This is a genomic window from Streptomyces sp. NPDC000404 (assembly GCF_040300365.1).
In the GTDB taxonomy this organism is placed as follows: domain Bacteria; phylum Actinomycetota; class Actinomycetes; order Streptomycetales; family Streptomycetaceae; genus Streptomyces; species Streptomyces ramulosus.
This window is the reverse complement of record NZ_JBEPDN010000004.1, coordinates 520,056-534,374: the sequence shown is the minus strand read 5'-3', so window position 1 is coordinate 534,374 and position 14,319 is coordinate 520,056. Positions and strand designations below refer to the sequence as shown.

Genomic DNA, 14,319 nt, shown 5'->3' with positions numbered 1-14,319 from the left:
GCCCGGTTACATTCCGAACCCGGAAGCTAAGCCTTTCAGCGCCGATGGTACTGCAGAGGGGACTCTGTGGGAGAGTAGGACGCCGCCGAACAATTATTCAGCTCCGGTCCCCGCAACCGATATCAGGTTGCGGGGACCGGAGCTTTTTGCGTTTCCGCGAGTTAGGTGTTTTCCGAGAGCTATCGGGTCCTGAAGCGGCGGAAGAGGTTGCGGGCCACGTATACGCCTGGGCCGCCGAAGCCGACGATGTCGACGCGTCCGTCACCGGTGATGTCGGTGACGAAGCGGGGATGGCGGTCGACCCGCCAGCCGCCGGCGTCCTCGTGGTACCCGAATCCCCGGCACACCAACTGGGCCTGCTCGAACGTGCCGTCGCCGCGGCTGTGCGACACCCAGACCCCCTCATCGCCGAAGCCGACGATGTCCGGATTGCCGTCGCCGGTGACATCGGCGAGGAGCCGGAGGTGCTTTCCGCCCGTCCACCCCTGGGCGTGCCCGAAGTCGTTCAGGACGAGCTTCGCGGGCTCGAATGTGCCGTCGCCGCGTCCACGTGACACGACGACGCCCTGCGGGCCGAACCCGACGATGTCCAGTGCTCCGCCATCGACGGTCCCGAGCAGAAACCGGGGGTGCTCCTCGACCGAACTCCACCCCTGGTCGACCCCGAAGTCGTCGAGGACATACAGCGGTTCGGCGAACGCTCCTTCCTCGTCCTGGAGGGAGACCCAGACGCCGTCGTCGTGGAATCCGACGATGTCGAGCCTGCCGTCGCCGGTGGTGTCGACGAGGAAACGGGGGTGTTTGTCGGCCAGCCAACCGCCTGCCGCCTCGTCGTGGCCGAACGCCGGGAGAACGGGTTCGTCGGCGAGCGGTGCGAACTTTCCTTCCTCGTCCTGGAGGGAGACCCGGACACCGTCGTCGTGGAAGCCGACGATGTCGAGCCTGCCGTCGCCGGTGGTGTCGGCGAGAAAGCGGGGGTGCTTTTCGGCAACCCATCCGCCGGCCTGCTTGCCGTGACCGAATGCCTTGAGGACCAACTCGCCGCCCGCGGGCGCGAATGCCCCGCCCTCGTCCTGCGAGGACACCCGCACACCGTCGGCGGCCAGCACGACGACGCCGGGCCTGCCGCCGCCGGTGGTGTCCGCGAGGGTCCACAGGTCCGCAGGGCTGGGGGAGGGCGCGGGTGCGTGCAGGACGCGCTCCTCGTCGTCGAACGTGCCATCTCCCCTGCCGGCCGATGTCACGGCGCCCTTCGCGGGTTTGATTCCTACGATGTCCTGCCGCCCCGCTCCTGTGGTGTCGGCGAGGAACCGCGCACCGGGCCCGGCCCACCAGCTCGGTTGCCCATCGGGAGAGCGGACGGCGCCTTCGCCCTTCCAGCCACCGGCGTCCTGGTCGCTCCCGAACCGTTCGAGGACCAGCAGCATGTCGCTGAAGGAGGGCGTCGCACCGGGCACCGGTCGCAGCGCGGTCGACGGCGCCAGCCGCCAGGACCGGCGGCCGTTCCAGTGGCTCAGCGATGACCAGCGCAGCACGGGGTCGCTGGTGCGCTCGGGCTCCGCCGGGACGAACCGCCACCGCTGGCTCTCCGCGCTCTCGTCGTACGCGCGCAGGACGATCCGGGTGTCGTCCTCGCCGGGTTCGTCGAGGTCGAGAACGGTGCCGTCGGCCGCGCCCTCGATGAAGTAGAGGCCCGCTTCACCCTCGACGGGGACGACGTGCCACTGCTGGCCCTTCGTCCCGGCGGCGTTCCACTGGCGGACGCCGCCGTTCGCGGCGGCGTTGTCGAGCACCTTGCCGCTGTCCGCGTTGCGGATCACATAGGCCTGTTCGTCCTGGGCGGCGGGGGTGAGTTGCCACCGTTCCGGGCTCGGACCGTCATCGGGGTGGTCGCGGACGACGAGCACCCCGTCCACGCCCGGCGTGGCCTTGGCGCCGAGGGTCTTCCCCGTGGCGGCGTTGACGATCTCCAGTTTCAGTTCTTCTGCGGGCACGGGCATCGTGGTGCCTCTTCCAGGCGGTACGGGAGTGGACTTCGGACGGGCTCGGCACGGCGGTGGCCGCGGCTCACGTGAAGACGTGGTGGTAGGGGACGCTCCACTCGTTGGGCAGCCGCGGATAGAAGGTGTTGATGACCGTCCCGGTGAAGTCCCCGCCCCAGTTGTAGGTCAGCCGTACCTCGCTGTCGGCGGTCACCGCGTGGTCCTTGAACCCGAGGATCGCGTCGGGGTGGGTGATCGGCACGAAGGTGATCCCGCCCCACGGCGTCACCGTCACGACCCAGAGCTGGGTGTCCTCCGGCGCGCCGTTCTTCCCGCGCCACTTGTCGCCGACCTTGTCGGGGAGGCCGACCTGAACGGTGTCGGCCGTGCTCTGCGGGGCGTCCTGATGGACGGTGATGCGCCTGCGCTGCGGCTTCGGCGCACCGTCGTCGCCGCGCCCGCCGTCCGCAGCGCCCGCCGCGGCCGGCTTGGGCGTCACCTGGCCCGCGGCGCTCTCCAGGAAGTACAGCGGCCGCTGCCCGAAGAAGCCGGCGGGGGTGATGTGCCAGAGGTGGCCCTGCGCCTCCTTGGTGGCCGGGTCGAGCGCGGTGGCCAGCTTGACGCCCTTGTCGTGGCTCTCCTCCTTCAGCTCGGCGGGCCGCAGATAGCCGCCGTTGAAGGCATGGACGAGCATGACCGGTCGGTTCTCGACCAGTGCCGCCACGATCGCGTTGTCGTAACTGTTCACCGCCACCGGGCCGCCGACCACCAAATTCGACATCGCCGTGCGTTCTTGGGTGTACATCGCGGAAACCTCACCTGTTCTGAATGTGGAGTGCAACACGTCGGCGCTCGGTCCGGTGATCTGTCAGGCGGAATTACCGCAGCCCCAATGCCTTCGGCGGGGCCTGTGGAAGTGAAGGCGGGAAGGTCACCGCCCGAGTGATCGACGACGCCTCAACTTACCGTTGTTTCCGCTGAGTTGAGGGTGGTCGGCGAAGCTCTTTCACCCGAATGGGGGTGATGCGCGGAGGCGCCTTCCAGGGCAATGCGCCCCGTGCTAGCTTCGATTTTCGGAACGTGCGCAGATGTCTATTTCCACTTCACCGAGCGCGATTCGGCCATATTTAGTCGAGGACGGGGAAATGCCTTCCACCGCGTACAGCCTGGAACAGGGCAAGCGCCAGCCACTGACGAAAAAGAACCTGTGGGAACTCGGTATCGAGCAGACCTGGCAGGACATCTTGGACCATCCCAACCTGGTTTACGTCGACGAATACGGCGTGAAGCACAAGCCCGTCGGGTTCTCCGTGAACAAGGCGAGCTTCGGCGCCTTCAGCGGGACCGCGTCCAAGCTCGGCTGGTTCGCCTACATGAACCTCGGGGAGCCGCTGATCGAGGAGCGGGGCAATATCAGCCAGCCTCCGCCCGATACGTTCTCCTCACGCGCCTATGTCAACCGCAGCCTGACGTCCAAGATGACCTTCACCGACTCGGTCGATTTCACCGTGTCGAACGGGGTCACCTGGTCGCTCAGCGGAGACGCCAAGCTCACCTTCGGCGGCAGCGTCAGCGCGCAACTCCAGCTGCAGTTGCAAAATCAGCTCAAGATGGACCTCCAGTCGCAGCTTCAGACGCAGTGCCAGAACGAGGCGGCGGGCAGGAGCAGCGACACCACCACGGAAAAGAACAGCAAGGACAGCGTGGGCACGGACCACGCCCACACCACCGAGACGTCCAACAGGAATTCCGCCACGAACTCCTCGTCGAACTCGGTCACGAACTCGGTGGCGTTCACGACCACGGGCAGTGCCACCGGCAGTGCGACGCTCAACGCCCAGTTGGCGCTGGGCATCGCGGCTTCCGTCGGCGGCTCCCTGACCACCAGTTGGTCCTCGAAATCGCAGATCTCCGGGGAGATCGAGCCGAACTCCCGCGTGCGGACGCTCGTCAGCCAGCGGCGTGCGCACAAGCAGTACACCTACGAAATCCCGGTGACCTTCTCCGGGCTGATCGCGGTGAAGTACAACGTGCCGGTGAAGGTGCTGTCGCCCCCGCAGCCGGGGGACTATCCCCGCCTCGCCCAGGTGGTCGCCCGCGATATCAACGACCTCGATCTGGCGGGCGGCGGCTTCCGCATGAAGGGGCTGGCCGAGGTCGTCTCCGCATTGGACGTCCACCACACGATGTTCGACGGCGAGGACCTGGCCGACAGCCAACGCGAGCTGCACAAGCAGCCTTGACCGGGCGGGCGGCGCCGCCACGACGATCAGAGGTGATCACATGGTGTTCGACAACATCTTCGGCTTCGCCGGCAAGGGCGCGGGGCTCTTCTCCGTAACGACGGACGGCACCAAGCCGCAGCCGGGTGCGGACGTCGACTTCGAGGACTCCGACGACCTCACATACGACGACACGAGCGCGAGCCTGTTCAACAACGCGATCCACGGGGCTTCCTCCCGCGCGAAGATCGTGCAGGAGACCTCGCCCGAGGCGCGAGCTGTCCTGGGCTTCCTCGGCTCCTTCATCCAGACCACTCAGGAGTCGGCCGGCACACAGGCCCGGTACGCCCAGGATCCCGGCTCGGTGTCCAAGGCGGCCGCCGCCGGTATGCAGGAATCGAGTGCGACGGTGAAGGCGGACGGCGATCTCCAGAAGGACGAGGACCTGGCGACCAAGCCGAGGAAGAGCGACTTCACCAAGCCCCCCAAGGCCCCGGAGACACCCAAGGCGCCCAAGCCGGCGGCCGAGGAGTCGTCCGGTTGATTGCCCGTAGGGGCGGTGTCCGAGGGGGCAGGGGCGAGGCCGCTCCTGCCCCCTCGTGCGTCATACGGGGAGCAGCTGCCACTGCCGGTTGCGGTGGTCGCCCTCCGACCCGTCCTGCTTGAGCGGGGTACGGGCGTTGGTGTCGACGCGCAGGAGCAGGCCGCTGCTGCGGTTCGCGATCTCGTACACCTGCGGGGTGTCGGCCGTGGCGCCGACGGGGATCAGCCGCCACTGCTGGTGGTGGGCGTCGCCGCCCTCGTAGGTGCGTTGGGCGACGGCCGCCCCGGCCGCCTGCCCCGCGCCGACGACCTCCAGGACCTTGCCGCTGCGCAGGTTCTCGATCGTGTACAGGACGTCGCCGTTGTCCTGGCCCGCCGCGACGAGCCGCCACCGCTGGCCGTCCCTGGAGGTGGCGAGGGACTGGTGGATCTCGGCCCCGTCCTTGGTGGACTCGCGCTGCACCGCCATCCGCAGCCTGCTGCGGACGTTGGCCCAGGAGACCACCGCGCCCGAATCGGGCAGCCCGGCCAGCTTCGCCGACGCGATCTTCCGGACGCGGTTGTTGCCGTGGTCGGCGAGGTAGAGGGTGTCGACGCAGTCCACCGCGAGCCCCAGCGGGCTGCTCACCTGGGCCGCGGCGGCCGGACCCGTGTCGCCGTTGAAGCCCGCGGTGCCCGTGCCGGCGATCGTGGTGATCGTCCCGTTGGCCGCGACCTTCCGCACCCTCTGGTTGTCCACGTCACCGATGTAGACGGCGCCCTCGCTGTCCACCGCGACCTCACGCGGGTGGTTCAACTGGGCCGCGGTGGCCAGGCCGTCGTCACCCTTGAAGCCGGCGGTGCCCGTGCCGGCGACGGTGGTGATCGTCCCGTCGGCGGCGACCTTCCGCACCCGGTGATTGTCGCAGTCGGCGATGTAGACGGCGCCTTCGCCGTCCAGCGCCACCGCGTACGGGCGGTTCAACTGCGCCGAGGCCGCGGGCCCGCCGTCGCCCGCGGAACCCTTGGTGCCCGTGCCCGCGAATGTGCTGATCGTCCCGTCGGCCGTGACCTTCCGTACCCGGCTGTTGTCGCAGTCGGCGATGTAGACGGCGCCGGCGCCGTCCGCCGCCACCCCCAACGGCCAGCGCAACCGGGCGGCGGTGGCGGAGCCGCCGTCGCCGCTGAAGCCCGCGGTGCCCGAGCCGGCGACGGTGCTGATCGTCCCGTCGGCCGTGACCTTCCGGACCCGGTGGTTGGCGCCGTCGGCGATGTAGACGGTGCCTTCGCCGTCCACCGCGATCCCACGCGGGTAGTTCAGCCGGGCCGACAGGGCGGAGCCGTTGTCGCCCGAGTAGCCCGCGGCCCCGGTGCCCGCGACCGTGCTGACCTTCCCGTCGGTCGTGATCTTCCGGATCCGGTGGTTGTTGTAGTCGGAGAAGTAAAGGGTGCCGGTGCTGTCCACCGCGATCCCGTACGGGCGGTTCAACTGGGCGGAAACGGCAGGCTCGTTGTTCCCCTTGAACCCGGCGGCCCCGGTGCCCGCGACCGTGCTGATCGGAGGGGCGGAGTCCTCGCCGTCTGTGGCTGCCGCGTGGGCAGTGTTCATCGTCATCCCTTCACCGTTCAACGGTCATTACAGAAGGTTGTCTGCTGATTCCAGAAAGTCATGCGGGTTCCCGGGCTGACAAGATCTCTTCCGGGTGATCCTTGGGGAACGTGTTGTCGAGGCTTCGCGCTGGGCGCCCGGGGTCGGTCCGTGTGGCACGGAAGGCGTCCGGCCGCGCGCCGCCACCCCTTCCGCGGGGGTGATCGCCGACGGAATGTGATCACGCAGCGTCACTTTTCTTGCTCCGGGGGGAGTTTCGAGCCGCTCCCGGATGCCGCGGTGAAGTGGCCCGTTTCGCCGTTCCTCGCCGTCACTCCCTGCGTACGCACGGTTGCCGCGGAGTCCCGTATGTCCCGTGAGCGGCCTTTTCGGGCCGGTCACCGTAAGGAATGCTTCCACTGCCCTTATAGGAACGGCGGTTCGTGAAAATTCGAGCTGCCATGCGAGGGGCGCCCTCGTAAGGAGGTGGCGAGGGGTGGCGAAAGGGGCAAGGTGGTCCGGACCCCACCTCGACAACAACTACCGTGCGTGCTTCGCGAACTGCCGATGGCCGATCCGGAGGGCACGCATGCCTACCGCACTTCCCCAGGGGCACCCGACGTCCCAGGAACCGGGGTCCCACGGACCCGAGACTTCCCCGGGGGCCGCCGCCGTACCCGCCGGGACGCGGCGGAGCGACCGCGAAGGGGCCCGGCACGGGCGGGCCGCCTTCCCGGGCTCGGCCGCCGATGCGGTGATACGGGCCAGGCTGGTCCGCATCGCCGTGGTGCCCTGCGCCGTCGCCACCGCGGTCTGCGCGGCGACCGTCGTCTGCCTCGTGCAGACCGGTGCCGCCACGCTCTCCGGGCGCGCCTGGCCGGTGCTGGCCGCCGGTCTGCTGCTGGTCTGCGGGGTCGCCGTCGCCGCGGGCGCCGCGGCCAGGTCGCAGGCGCGCGCCACCGCGGGCCGCTGCGCCGCGCTGCGCCGCCTCGGCGTCCGCAACCAGGCGGAGCTGCAGGCGCTCGTCGACCGGGTGCGTCAGGGCGAACGCCTCGAACTCCCGGAGCCCGGGCCGGAGTCCGCGCCGGACGGCGACGCGCTCGATCTGCTCGGCCACGAGATGGCGGTGGCCCAGCACGCCGCCTCGGTGGCCGTCGTCGAGGCGGTCGAGCTCACCCGGAGCGCGGCCGCGGGGGAGCAGAAGGTCGAGGTCTTCGTCAACCTCGCCCGGCGGCTGCAGTCCCTGGTGCACCGGGAGATCGAGCTGCTGGACGACCTGGAGAACCACGTCGAGGACCCGGACCTGCTCAAGGGCCTCTTCCACGTCGACCACCTCGCCACCCGCACCCGGCGGCACGCGGAGAACCTCGCCGTCCTCGGCGGCGCCATCTCCCGCCGGCAGTGGAGCCGTCCGGTCGCCATGACGGAGGTGCTGCGGTCGGCCATCGCGGAGGTCGAGCAGTATCCGCGGATCAAGCTCGTCCCGCAGATCGAGGGAACGCTGCGCGGCCACGCCGTCGCCGACGTCATCCACCTCCTCGCCGAACTCGTCGAGAACGCCTCGGTCTACTCCGACCCGCAGACCCACGTCCTGCTCCGCGCCCAACTCGTCACCTCCGGGCTCGCCGTCGAGGTCGAGGACCGGGGCCTGGGCATGACGCCGGAGGAGCGGACGCGGATGAACGGGCTGCTCGCCGACCCCGAGCACGTCGACATGGACGCACTGCTGGCCGACGGCCGGATCGGGCTGTTCGTCGTCTCCTCGCTCGCCCGGCGGCACGGCATCGCGGTGCGGCTGGAGAGCAACATCTACGGCGGGGTGCAGGCCGTTCTGGTCCTGCCCCGGGAGCTGCTCGGACCGGAGTGCCAGGACGCCGGGGGGCTCGACGAGGACGCGCCCGGTGTCCGCGGCGAGGACCTGCTCGGCCCGTCCGACGGCGACCGCACCGGCCCGGCGGGAACCGGCCCGGACCGCGGGTTCGCCACCAGCGGCCCGGAGCAGCCGTACACCGCCGCGCCGGAGGCCCGGCCCGCACCGGCCATCCCGGCGGCGCGCGGCCCGCTCTCCGCGCCGGGGCCCCGTACGGGACCGCCGGATGCGGCCGGACCGAGAGGTTCCGTCGTGCCGTCGCCGGGTGACATCCCGTCCGCCGGCGACGGCGAGCCGCGGACCGCCGGGACGGACGACGACTCCGGCGCGCCGTCCGAGGAACGGTCCGGCGGACCCCGGCCCCTGCTGCCCCGGCGCCGGCGTCAGGAACACCTGGTGCCCGAATTGCGCGGTGAACCGATCCTGCGGCAGACCGACGACCGCGCCGGCCCCGAGCCGGAGCACGACCCGGGCCTGATGGCCGCGTTCCGGCGTGGCATCAGCCTCTCCGACGACGCCTTCGAGGCCGGGCACTCGGCCGGCGGCGACGCCTTCCGCCCCACCCTGAGCCCGGCCTTCGACGGGCCGGACACCACCGACCCCCGCCCCACCGACCCCGAGGCCCCGACGGCCCGCCCCCGAGGAGACGAGCCCCATCATGGTGAGTGATCTGCACACACCGACCCACGTACCGACGCACACGCCGGCGCACCCCCCGCTGCACGCCGGTCCGCAGCCGGACCTCTCCTGGCTGCTGACCGGTCTCGTCCAGCGCGTCCCGCACGCCCGCAGCGCGCTGCTGCTGTCCTCCGACGGACTGGTCAAGGCCGCCCACGGCTTCGACCCCGACAGCGCCGACCATCTGGCGGCCCTCTCCTGCGGTCTCTACTCGCTGGCCCGCAGCGCCGGGGTCCGCTTCGGCGAGGGCGACGACGTCCTCCAGGTCGTCGTCGAGCTGGAGTCCACGTTCCTCTTCGTCTCCACCGCCGGATCGGGCACCTGCCTGGCCGTCCTCGCCGGTCGCGAGGCCGATGTGGCGGTCCTCGGCTACGAGATGGGGATGCTGGTCAAGAGCGTCCGCCCGTACCTGATCACCCCCGCGCGGCGGCAGGCTCCGGCGGGTGGACGCTGACGATGGCGCTGTGCCACCGCAGCCGCGACGGCGGCTGGGAGCCCGCGTGGTACGACGACGCGGCGGGCCGCCTGGTCCGCCCGTACACCGTCAGCAACGGACGGACCCGGCCCACCGCCCCGTTCGACCTGCTGACGCTCGTCCGGGCGACCGGGCGGCGGGCCGACGCGCAGGGGCCGGAGCACGCCCGGGCGCTGGCGCTGTGCCGGGGCCCGGTCTCGGTCGCCGAGGTCGCCGGCCACCTGCGGCTGCCCGTCGTGGTGACCAAGGTGCTCCTCGCCGACCTCGTCGACTGCGGTGCGCTCACCGCCCACGCCCCCGCGACCGCGGGAGAAGCACCCCGGACCGACCGAGCACTTCTGGAGGCGGTGCTGCATGGACTGCGCACCCGACTGTGAATCCCTGACCCCGACCGACGACGGGGCCGTCTTCCCGACCGCCGTGAAAGTCCTGGTCGCGGGCGGCTTCGGGGTCGGCAAGACCACCTTCGTCGGAGCGGTCAGCGAGATCGAACCGCTCAGCACCGAGGAGCTGCTCACCCAGATCAGCGTCGGCCACGACGATCTGCTCGGCGTGGAGGACAAGGACACCACCACCGTCGCGATGGACTTCGGCCGGATCACCCTCGACCGGTCGCACATCCTCTATCTCTTCGGCACGCCCGGCCAGGAACGGTTCTGGTTCATGTGGGACGAGCTGTCGAACGGCGCGCTCGGCGCGGTGGTCCTCGCCGACACCCGGCGGCTGGACCACTGCTTCGCCGCCGTCGACTTCTTCGAACGCCGCGCCATCCCGTTCGTCGTCGCGGTCAACGAGTTCGAGGGCTCCCACCACTACGCCCCCGAGGAGGTGCGCACCGCCGTCGACCTCGGGCCGGACGTCCCCGTCGTGGTCTGCGACGCCCGCCGCGGCGGCTCGGCCACGCATGTCCTGGTCGCCCTCGTCCAGCACCTGCTCAGACCGGCGCCCGCCACGGCCTGGGAGCTGCCGTGAGCAGGTCCGACGCGTACGACCCGAACCGGCATCTGCTGCGGACCCCGCAGGACACCGAGGTGTCGCGGCGCGCGGACCGGCTGCGGGAGCTGGAGCTCGGCGACGCCCCGGTGCCCGCCCTCGACGCGTACGCCCAGGAGGTGGCCCGCACGCTGAAGGCGCCGTACGGCGTGGTGAACTTCCTCGGGCAGGACCGGCAGTACTTCGCCGAGCTGTACACCCCGCCCCGCGGTCGGGTGCCGGGCGCGCCGCGGGCCCGCGGCGGCGATCTGCGGGTGATTCCCCGCGACCGCGGCTACTGCCCGCACGTCGTCGTCCGCCGCCGGGCGCTGGCGCTGGAGGACGTCCGCGACTATCCGCGGTTCGCCGGGAATCCGGTCGTCGACGAGTCCGGCATCCGCGCCTACCTCGGTGCGCCGCTGCTCGACCGGACGGGCCTGGCGCTGGGCACGGTCTGCGTGGTCGACCTCGAACCGCGGTCGTGGGGGCGGGAGGGCCTGAGGGTGATCAAGAAGGCGGCGGGTGTGCTGGCCGCCCGGATCCTGTGCCGGGAGGACGGGGTGAGCGCCGGCTTCTGACGCGGGGCGGGGCCGCCGGTGGGCGGCGCGCCCCGGCGGCAGGGCCCTTGGCAGGGCGCCGCCCGGGAGGGGAGAGTGGCGCCCGGCGGGGCACCGGTCCGGCGGCCGGGACCCGGCGAGGCCGGCCCCGGGGCCCCGCCGCCGCGGCCGCCGCCCGGGCGGCCCTCGCCCGCAGTCAGGAGACGATGCCCCATGAACGCCCCTCAGCCGGAGTTCCACGAGGCCCCCGACGGCGCCCGGATCGCCGCGTACACCTGGCTGCCGGAGACCGGGCGGCCCCGGGCGCTGGTCCAGATCGCGCACGGCGCGGCGGAACACGCCCGCCGCTACGACCGGTTCGCCCGCTTCCTGACCGCCCGCGGCTTCGGCGTCCTCGCCTCCGACCACCGCGGGCACGGCGCCACCGCCGCGTCCACCGGCGGCCGCGGCGTGGTCGGGGAGGACGCCTGGCGGGCGATCGTCACCGATCTCAAGCGTCTGGGCGACCATGCCGCCGCCGCGCATCCCGGCGTCCCGCTGGTGCTGTTCGGCCACAGCCTGGGCTCGATGCTCGCCCGCGACTACGCCCAGGAGTACGGCGCCGACCTCGCCGGGCTGATTCTCTCCGGCACGTTCCGGACCCTGCCCGGCATGGAACTCGACTCCGTCATCGCGGAGTTGGAGGCGGAGATCGCGGAGCAGGGCCGCACCGCGATCTCCGCCTTCCTGCCGCGCGCCTTCGGCGCCTTCAACGACGCCTTCACCCACCGCACCGGCTTCGAATGGCTCTCCCGCGACACCGCCGAGGTCGACCGGTACGCCGCCGACGAGGACTGCGGCTTCCCGTTCTGCGCCGGGCTCGCCCTGGACTGGGTCCACGCGGTCCGCAAGGTCAACGACCCGGCGAACCTCGCCCGGATGCCCCGTGGCCTGCCGGTGCACCTCGTGGTCGGCTCCGAGGACCCCTGCAACCAGAACCTGACGCAGGTGAGCGAGATGCTGGAGGACTACCGCTACCACGGCGTCCAGGACCTGACCTGGCGCGCGTACCCGGGCGCCCGCCACGAGATCCTGAACGAGACCAACCGCGACGAGGTCCAGCGGGACCTGCTGGCCTGGCTCGACGCCCGCGTCTGAGCGACCGGAGCGCCGCGGACCGCCGGCGCCTGCTCCGGCCGCCTGCTCCGGCGGACTGTCCGGGGTGCGCCGCCCGTCCGGAATATGGCAACGCGCACCCTCTGACATGCGGTATTGTTCTCATGCGCGGTCAGCCGGGGAACCGGCCGGGCGAGCATCGGGACGTGGCGCAGCTTGGTAGCGCACTTGACTGGGGGTCAAGGGGTCGCAGGTTCAAATCCTGTCGTCCCGACAGTTGTCGGAGAGCCCGCCGATCCGGGGAAACCTGGATCGGCGGGCTTTTTCGTGTGGTGGAGCCGTTGAGGTTCTCCGTCGCCGCCTCGTTGCGGTGGCCGGGCTTTCCTGCGCCTTTCTGCCTATGAGGGCGGAAGGTTAATACGGTTCAAAAGGTGCATACGTGGTTATGCTGCGGGGGTGATTCGGCACGTCATGCCCCTCGCCGCGTCCGGCCTGAAGATCGACTGGGCCCGGATGCCGACCTACAACACGATCATGTCCGTGGCCGCCGGCGCCGGACTGCTGCTCCTGGTGGTGCTGGGGCGTCAATTCCTCACCTCCCGGCGTGCCATCGCGCCCGAGGGCTGGGCGCTGGCGTTCGGCGCCCTCGGCTTCACCCTCGTCACCACCGGGCTGCACATGACCCTGACCTGGCCGCTCGCCGGCCAGGGGTTCCCGTTCGACAACGTCATCTTCGGTGAGCCGGCCCTGGCCTTCGGGGTGTTCCTGCTCGCCGCGGCCTTCTACCTCTGGAAGCGGGGCGCGGAACTCCTCGACGGTGACCGCGTCGCCCGCACGACCCAGATCGCCGGGCCCATCTCGCTGTTCGTCTTCGGCATGGGGCTCGCCTGTTTCGGCATCGCCGCCGCGGGCTGGAAGTACACCCTCTTCGCCGCCCCGCCGCAGGAGCCCATCTCCGGTGAGTTCGCGGACCTGCCGCTCCTGGAGGCGAGCTTCATGTCCGGGCTGTACGTGCTGGTCGGCGTCGGCGCGCTCCTCTTCCCGTTCGCGCTGCGGCGTCCCAGGTCGTGGCTGAGCAAGGTCATCGGAGTCGTCTGGGGACTGTCCGGGCTCGCCTTCCTGTTCTTCGGCGGGCTGAACTACTTCACCCACATCGGGCTCATCGTCAACACCATGTGAGCCGCCGTGCCCCCGGCCGGGCCCGCCGGGGCACGGCTCGCGGCTTACCCGAACGTCACCACGGCCTTGGTCACCTTGCCGTGGTGCGCCAGGTCGATGGCCTCGTTGATCCGGTCGAGGGGGAAGACCTCGACCAGCCGGTCGAAGGGGAACTTGCCCTCGCGGTAGAGGGCTATCAGCCGCGGGATGAAGGTGTGCGGGTCGGCGTCCCCCTCGATGACGCCGACGAGGCGGCGCCCGAAGAGCAGATGGCCCTGGTTGAGGGTGAGGTCGTTCTCCGCTCCCTGGAAGCCGACCGAGGCGCAGACGCCGGGGGAGGCCAGGCACTCCAGCGCCTGCCGGACCACCCGCCCGAAGCCGATGCACTCCACGGAGTGGTCCGCGCCGTGGCCGCCGGTGAGGGCCCGGATCGCCTCGACGGGGTCCTCGTGCGTGGGGTCGATGACATGGGTGGCGCCCAGTTCGCGCGCGAGGTCACGCCGGGCGGCCTGCGGGTCGACGGCCACGATGGTGCCGCAGCCCGCCGCCTTCGCCGCCATGACCGCGGCCAGACCGACCGAGCCCACCGCGAAGACGGCCAGTGAGCTGCCCGGCCGCGGGTCGAGGGTGTTGAGGACCGCGCCCGCGCCGGTCTGGAAGCCGCAGCCGAGCGGGCCGAGGAGGTCCAGCGGGAGGTCCTTGTCGACCTTGACGACATTGCGCGGACTGGTGACCAGGTGCCCGGCCCAGGAGGACTGGCCGAAGAAGTGGCCGCCCACCGGCTCGCCCGCCGCCCGGTAGGCGGTGGTGCCGTCGGCGCGCGCCCCGCCGAAGTTCAGCGCCATGAACTGACGGCAGTGGACGTACGTACCGGCGTTGCAGGTCTCGCAGGAGCCGCAGTAGGCGTAGCTGAGGACGACGTGGTCGCCCACCTCCAGACCGGTGACCTCCGCACCGGCCTCGGCAACCACGCCGGAGCCCTCGTGGCCGAGGATCAGCGGCAGTTGGCCCTGTCCGGCCGTGGCCATCAGGCCGAGGTCGGTGTGGCAGACGCCGGAGCCGGTGACCTTGATCAGTACCTCGTCCGCGCGGGGCGGTTCGACGTCGACGCTCTCCAGCGAGAGCGGCCGGCCGGCTGCGCGCAGCACGGCTGCGGTGGTGGTGACCATCGGACTGCTTCCTTCTTCGTGTTCAGGGTGA

At 71.1% G+C, this 14,319-nt stretch carries 13 protein-coding genes, 1 tRNA gene and 1 rRNA gene; 11 read left to right on the top strand and 4 right to left on the bottom strand.

Translation table 11 applies throughout. From position 1 onward, the window contains the following. A 5S ribosomal RNA gene (rrf, locus tag ABT345_RS10200) occupies positions 1-91 on the top strand; the annotation flags it as partial. 88 nt (positions 92-179) lie between these two features. Here the strand turns inward: rrf and ABT345_RS10195 are convergent. Both ABT345_RS10195 and ABT345_RS10190 read right to left on the bottom strand, forming a co-directional pair. Continuing rightward, a complete protein-coding gene (locus ABT345_RS10195; RefSeq protein WP_345088117.1) occupies positions 180-2,000 on the bottom strand; it encodes an FG-GAP-like repeat-containing protein in 1,821 nt (606 codons plus the stop codon). 67 nt (positions 2,001-2,067) lie between these two features. After that, positions 2,068-2,787: a hypothetical protein gene (locus ABT345_RS10190; RefSeq protein ID WP_345088115.1), complete on the bottom strand. Its 720-nt coding sequence runs from the start codon at positions 2,785-2,787 to the stop codon at positions 2,068-2,070. A 340-nt stretch (positions 2,788-3,127) separates the two neighbouring features. Here ABT345_RS10190 and ABT345_RS10185 point away from each other — a divergent pair, with 340 nt between their 5' ends. Both ABT345_RS10185 and ABT345_RS10180 read left to right on the top strand, forming a co-directional pair. Next, complete coding sequence (locus ABT345_RS10185) at positions 3,128-4,225, top strand: hypothetical protein (protein ID WP_345088113.1); 1,098 nt, start codon at positions 3,128-3,130, stop codon at positions 4,223-4,225. 40 nt (positions 4,226-4,265) lie between these two features. After that, positions 4,266-4,748, top strand: coding sequence for a hypothetical protein (locus tag ABT345_RS10180; RefSeq protein WP_345088110.1), 483 nt, complete (start codon positions 4,266-4,268; stop codon positions 4,746-4,748). 60 nt (positions 4,749-4,808) lie between these two features. Here ABT345_RS10180 and ABT345_RS10175 read toward each other — a convergent pair whose 3' ends face one another. Beyond that, positions 4,809-6,335, bottom strand: coding sequence for an NHL domain-containing protein (locus ABT345_RS10175; protein WP_345088171.1), 1,527 nt, complete (start codon positions 6,333-6,335; stop codon positions 4,809-4,811). 568 nt (positions 6,336-6,903) lie between these two features. On the opposite strand from ABT345_RS10175, the gene ABT345_RS10170 reads away from it, so the two are divergent. The 8 genes from ABT345_RS10170 (at position 6,904) to ABT345_RS10135 (ending at position 13,140) form a co-directional block, all read left to right on the top strand. Continuing rightward, positions 6,904-8,853, top strand: a complete 1,950-nt coding sequence (locus tag ABT345_RS10170) for a sensor histidine kinase (RefSeq protein WP_345088108.1) — start codon at positions 6,904-6,906, stop codon at positions 8,851-8,853. Then, complete coding sequence (locus tag ABT345_RS10165; RefSeq protein ID WP_345088106.1) at positions 8,843-9,316, top strand: roadblock/LC7 domain-containing protein; 474 nt, start codon at positions 8,843-8,845, stop codon at positions 9,314-9,316. Before ABT345_RS10170 ends, ABT345_RS10165 begins: the two co-directional genes overlap by 11 nt. A gap of 2 nt (positions 9,317-9,318) precedes the next feature. Then, positions 9,319-9,714 carry a DUF742 domain-containing protein gene (locus ABT345_RS10160; RefSeq protein ID WP_345088104.1) on the top strand — a complete coding sequence of 132 codons (396 nt, stop codon included), beginning with the start codon at positions 9,319-9,321 and terminating at the stop codon, positions 9,712-9,714. Beyond that, positions 9,692-10,309 (top strand): GTP-binding protein, encoded by a 618-nt coding sequence (locus ABT345_RS10155; protein WP_345088102.1) that lies wholly within the window; start codon positions 9,692-9,694, stop codon positions 10,307-10,309. The genes ABT345_RS10160 and ABT345_RS10155 overlap by 23 nt, the downstream gene beginning before the upstream one ends. Further along, entirely contained in the window at positions 10,306-10,887 is a 582-nt protein-coding gene (locus ABT345_RS10150) for a GAF domain-containing protein (RefSeq protein ID WP_345088100.1), read from the top strand. Before ABT345_RS10155 ends, ABT345_RS10150 begins: the two co-directional genes overlap by 4 nt. Positions 10,888-11,079: 192 nt before the next feature. Further along, positions 11,080-12,003, top strand: coding sequence for an alpha/beta fold hydrolase (locus ABT345_RS10145; protein ID WP_345088098.1), 924 nt, complete (start codon positions 11,080-11,082; stop codon positions 12,001-12,003). 158 nt (positions 12,004-12,161) lie between these two features. Next, a tRNA-Pro gene (locus ABT345_RS10140) sits at positions 12,162-12,235 on the top strand. Between the two features lie 197 nt (positions 12,236-12,432). Further along, positions 12,433-13,140, top strand: a complete 708-nt coding sequence (locus ABT345_RS10135; protein ID WP_386459005.1) for a DUF981 family protein — start codon at positions 12,433-12,435, stop codon at positions 13,138-13,140. Positions 13,141-13,184: 44 nt separating this feature from the next. On the opposite strand, the gene ABT345_RS10130 is transcribed toward ABT345_RS10135, so the two are convergent. After that, the gene (locus ABT345_RS10130) at positions 13,185-14,288 is read right to left on the bottom strand and encodes an NAD(P)-dependent alcohol dehydrogenase (protein ID WP_345088092.1); all 1,104 of its coding nucleotides are present in this window, start codon (positions 14,286-14,288) and stop codon (positions 13,185-13,187) included. Positions 14,289-14,319 lie beyond the last annotated feature (31 nt).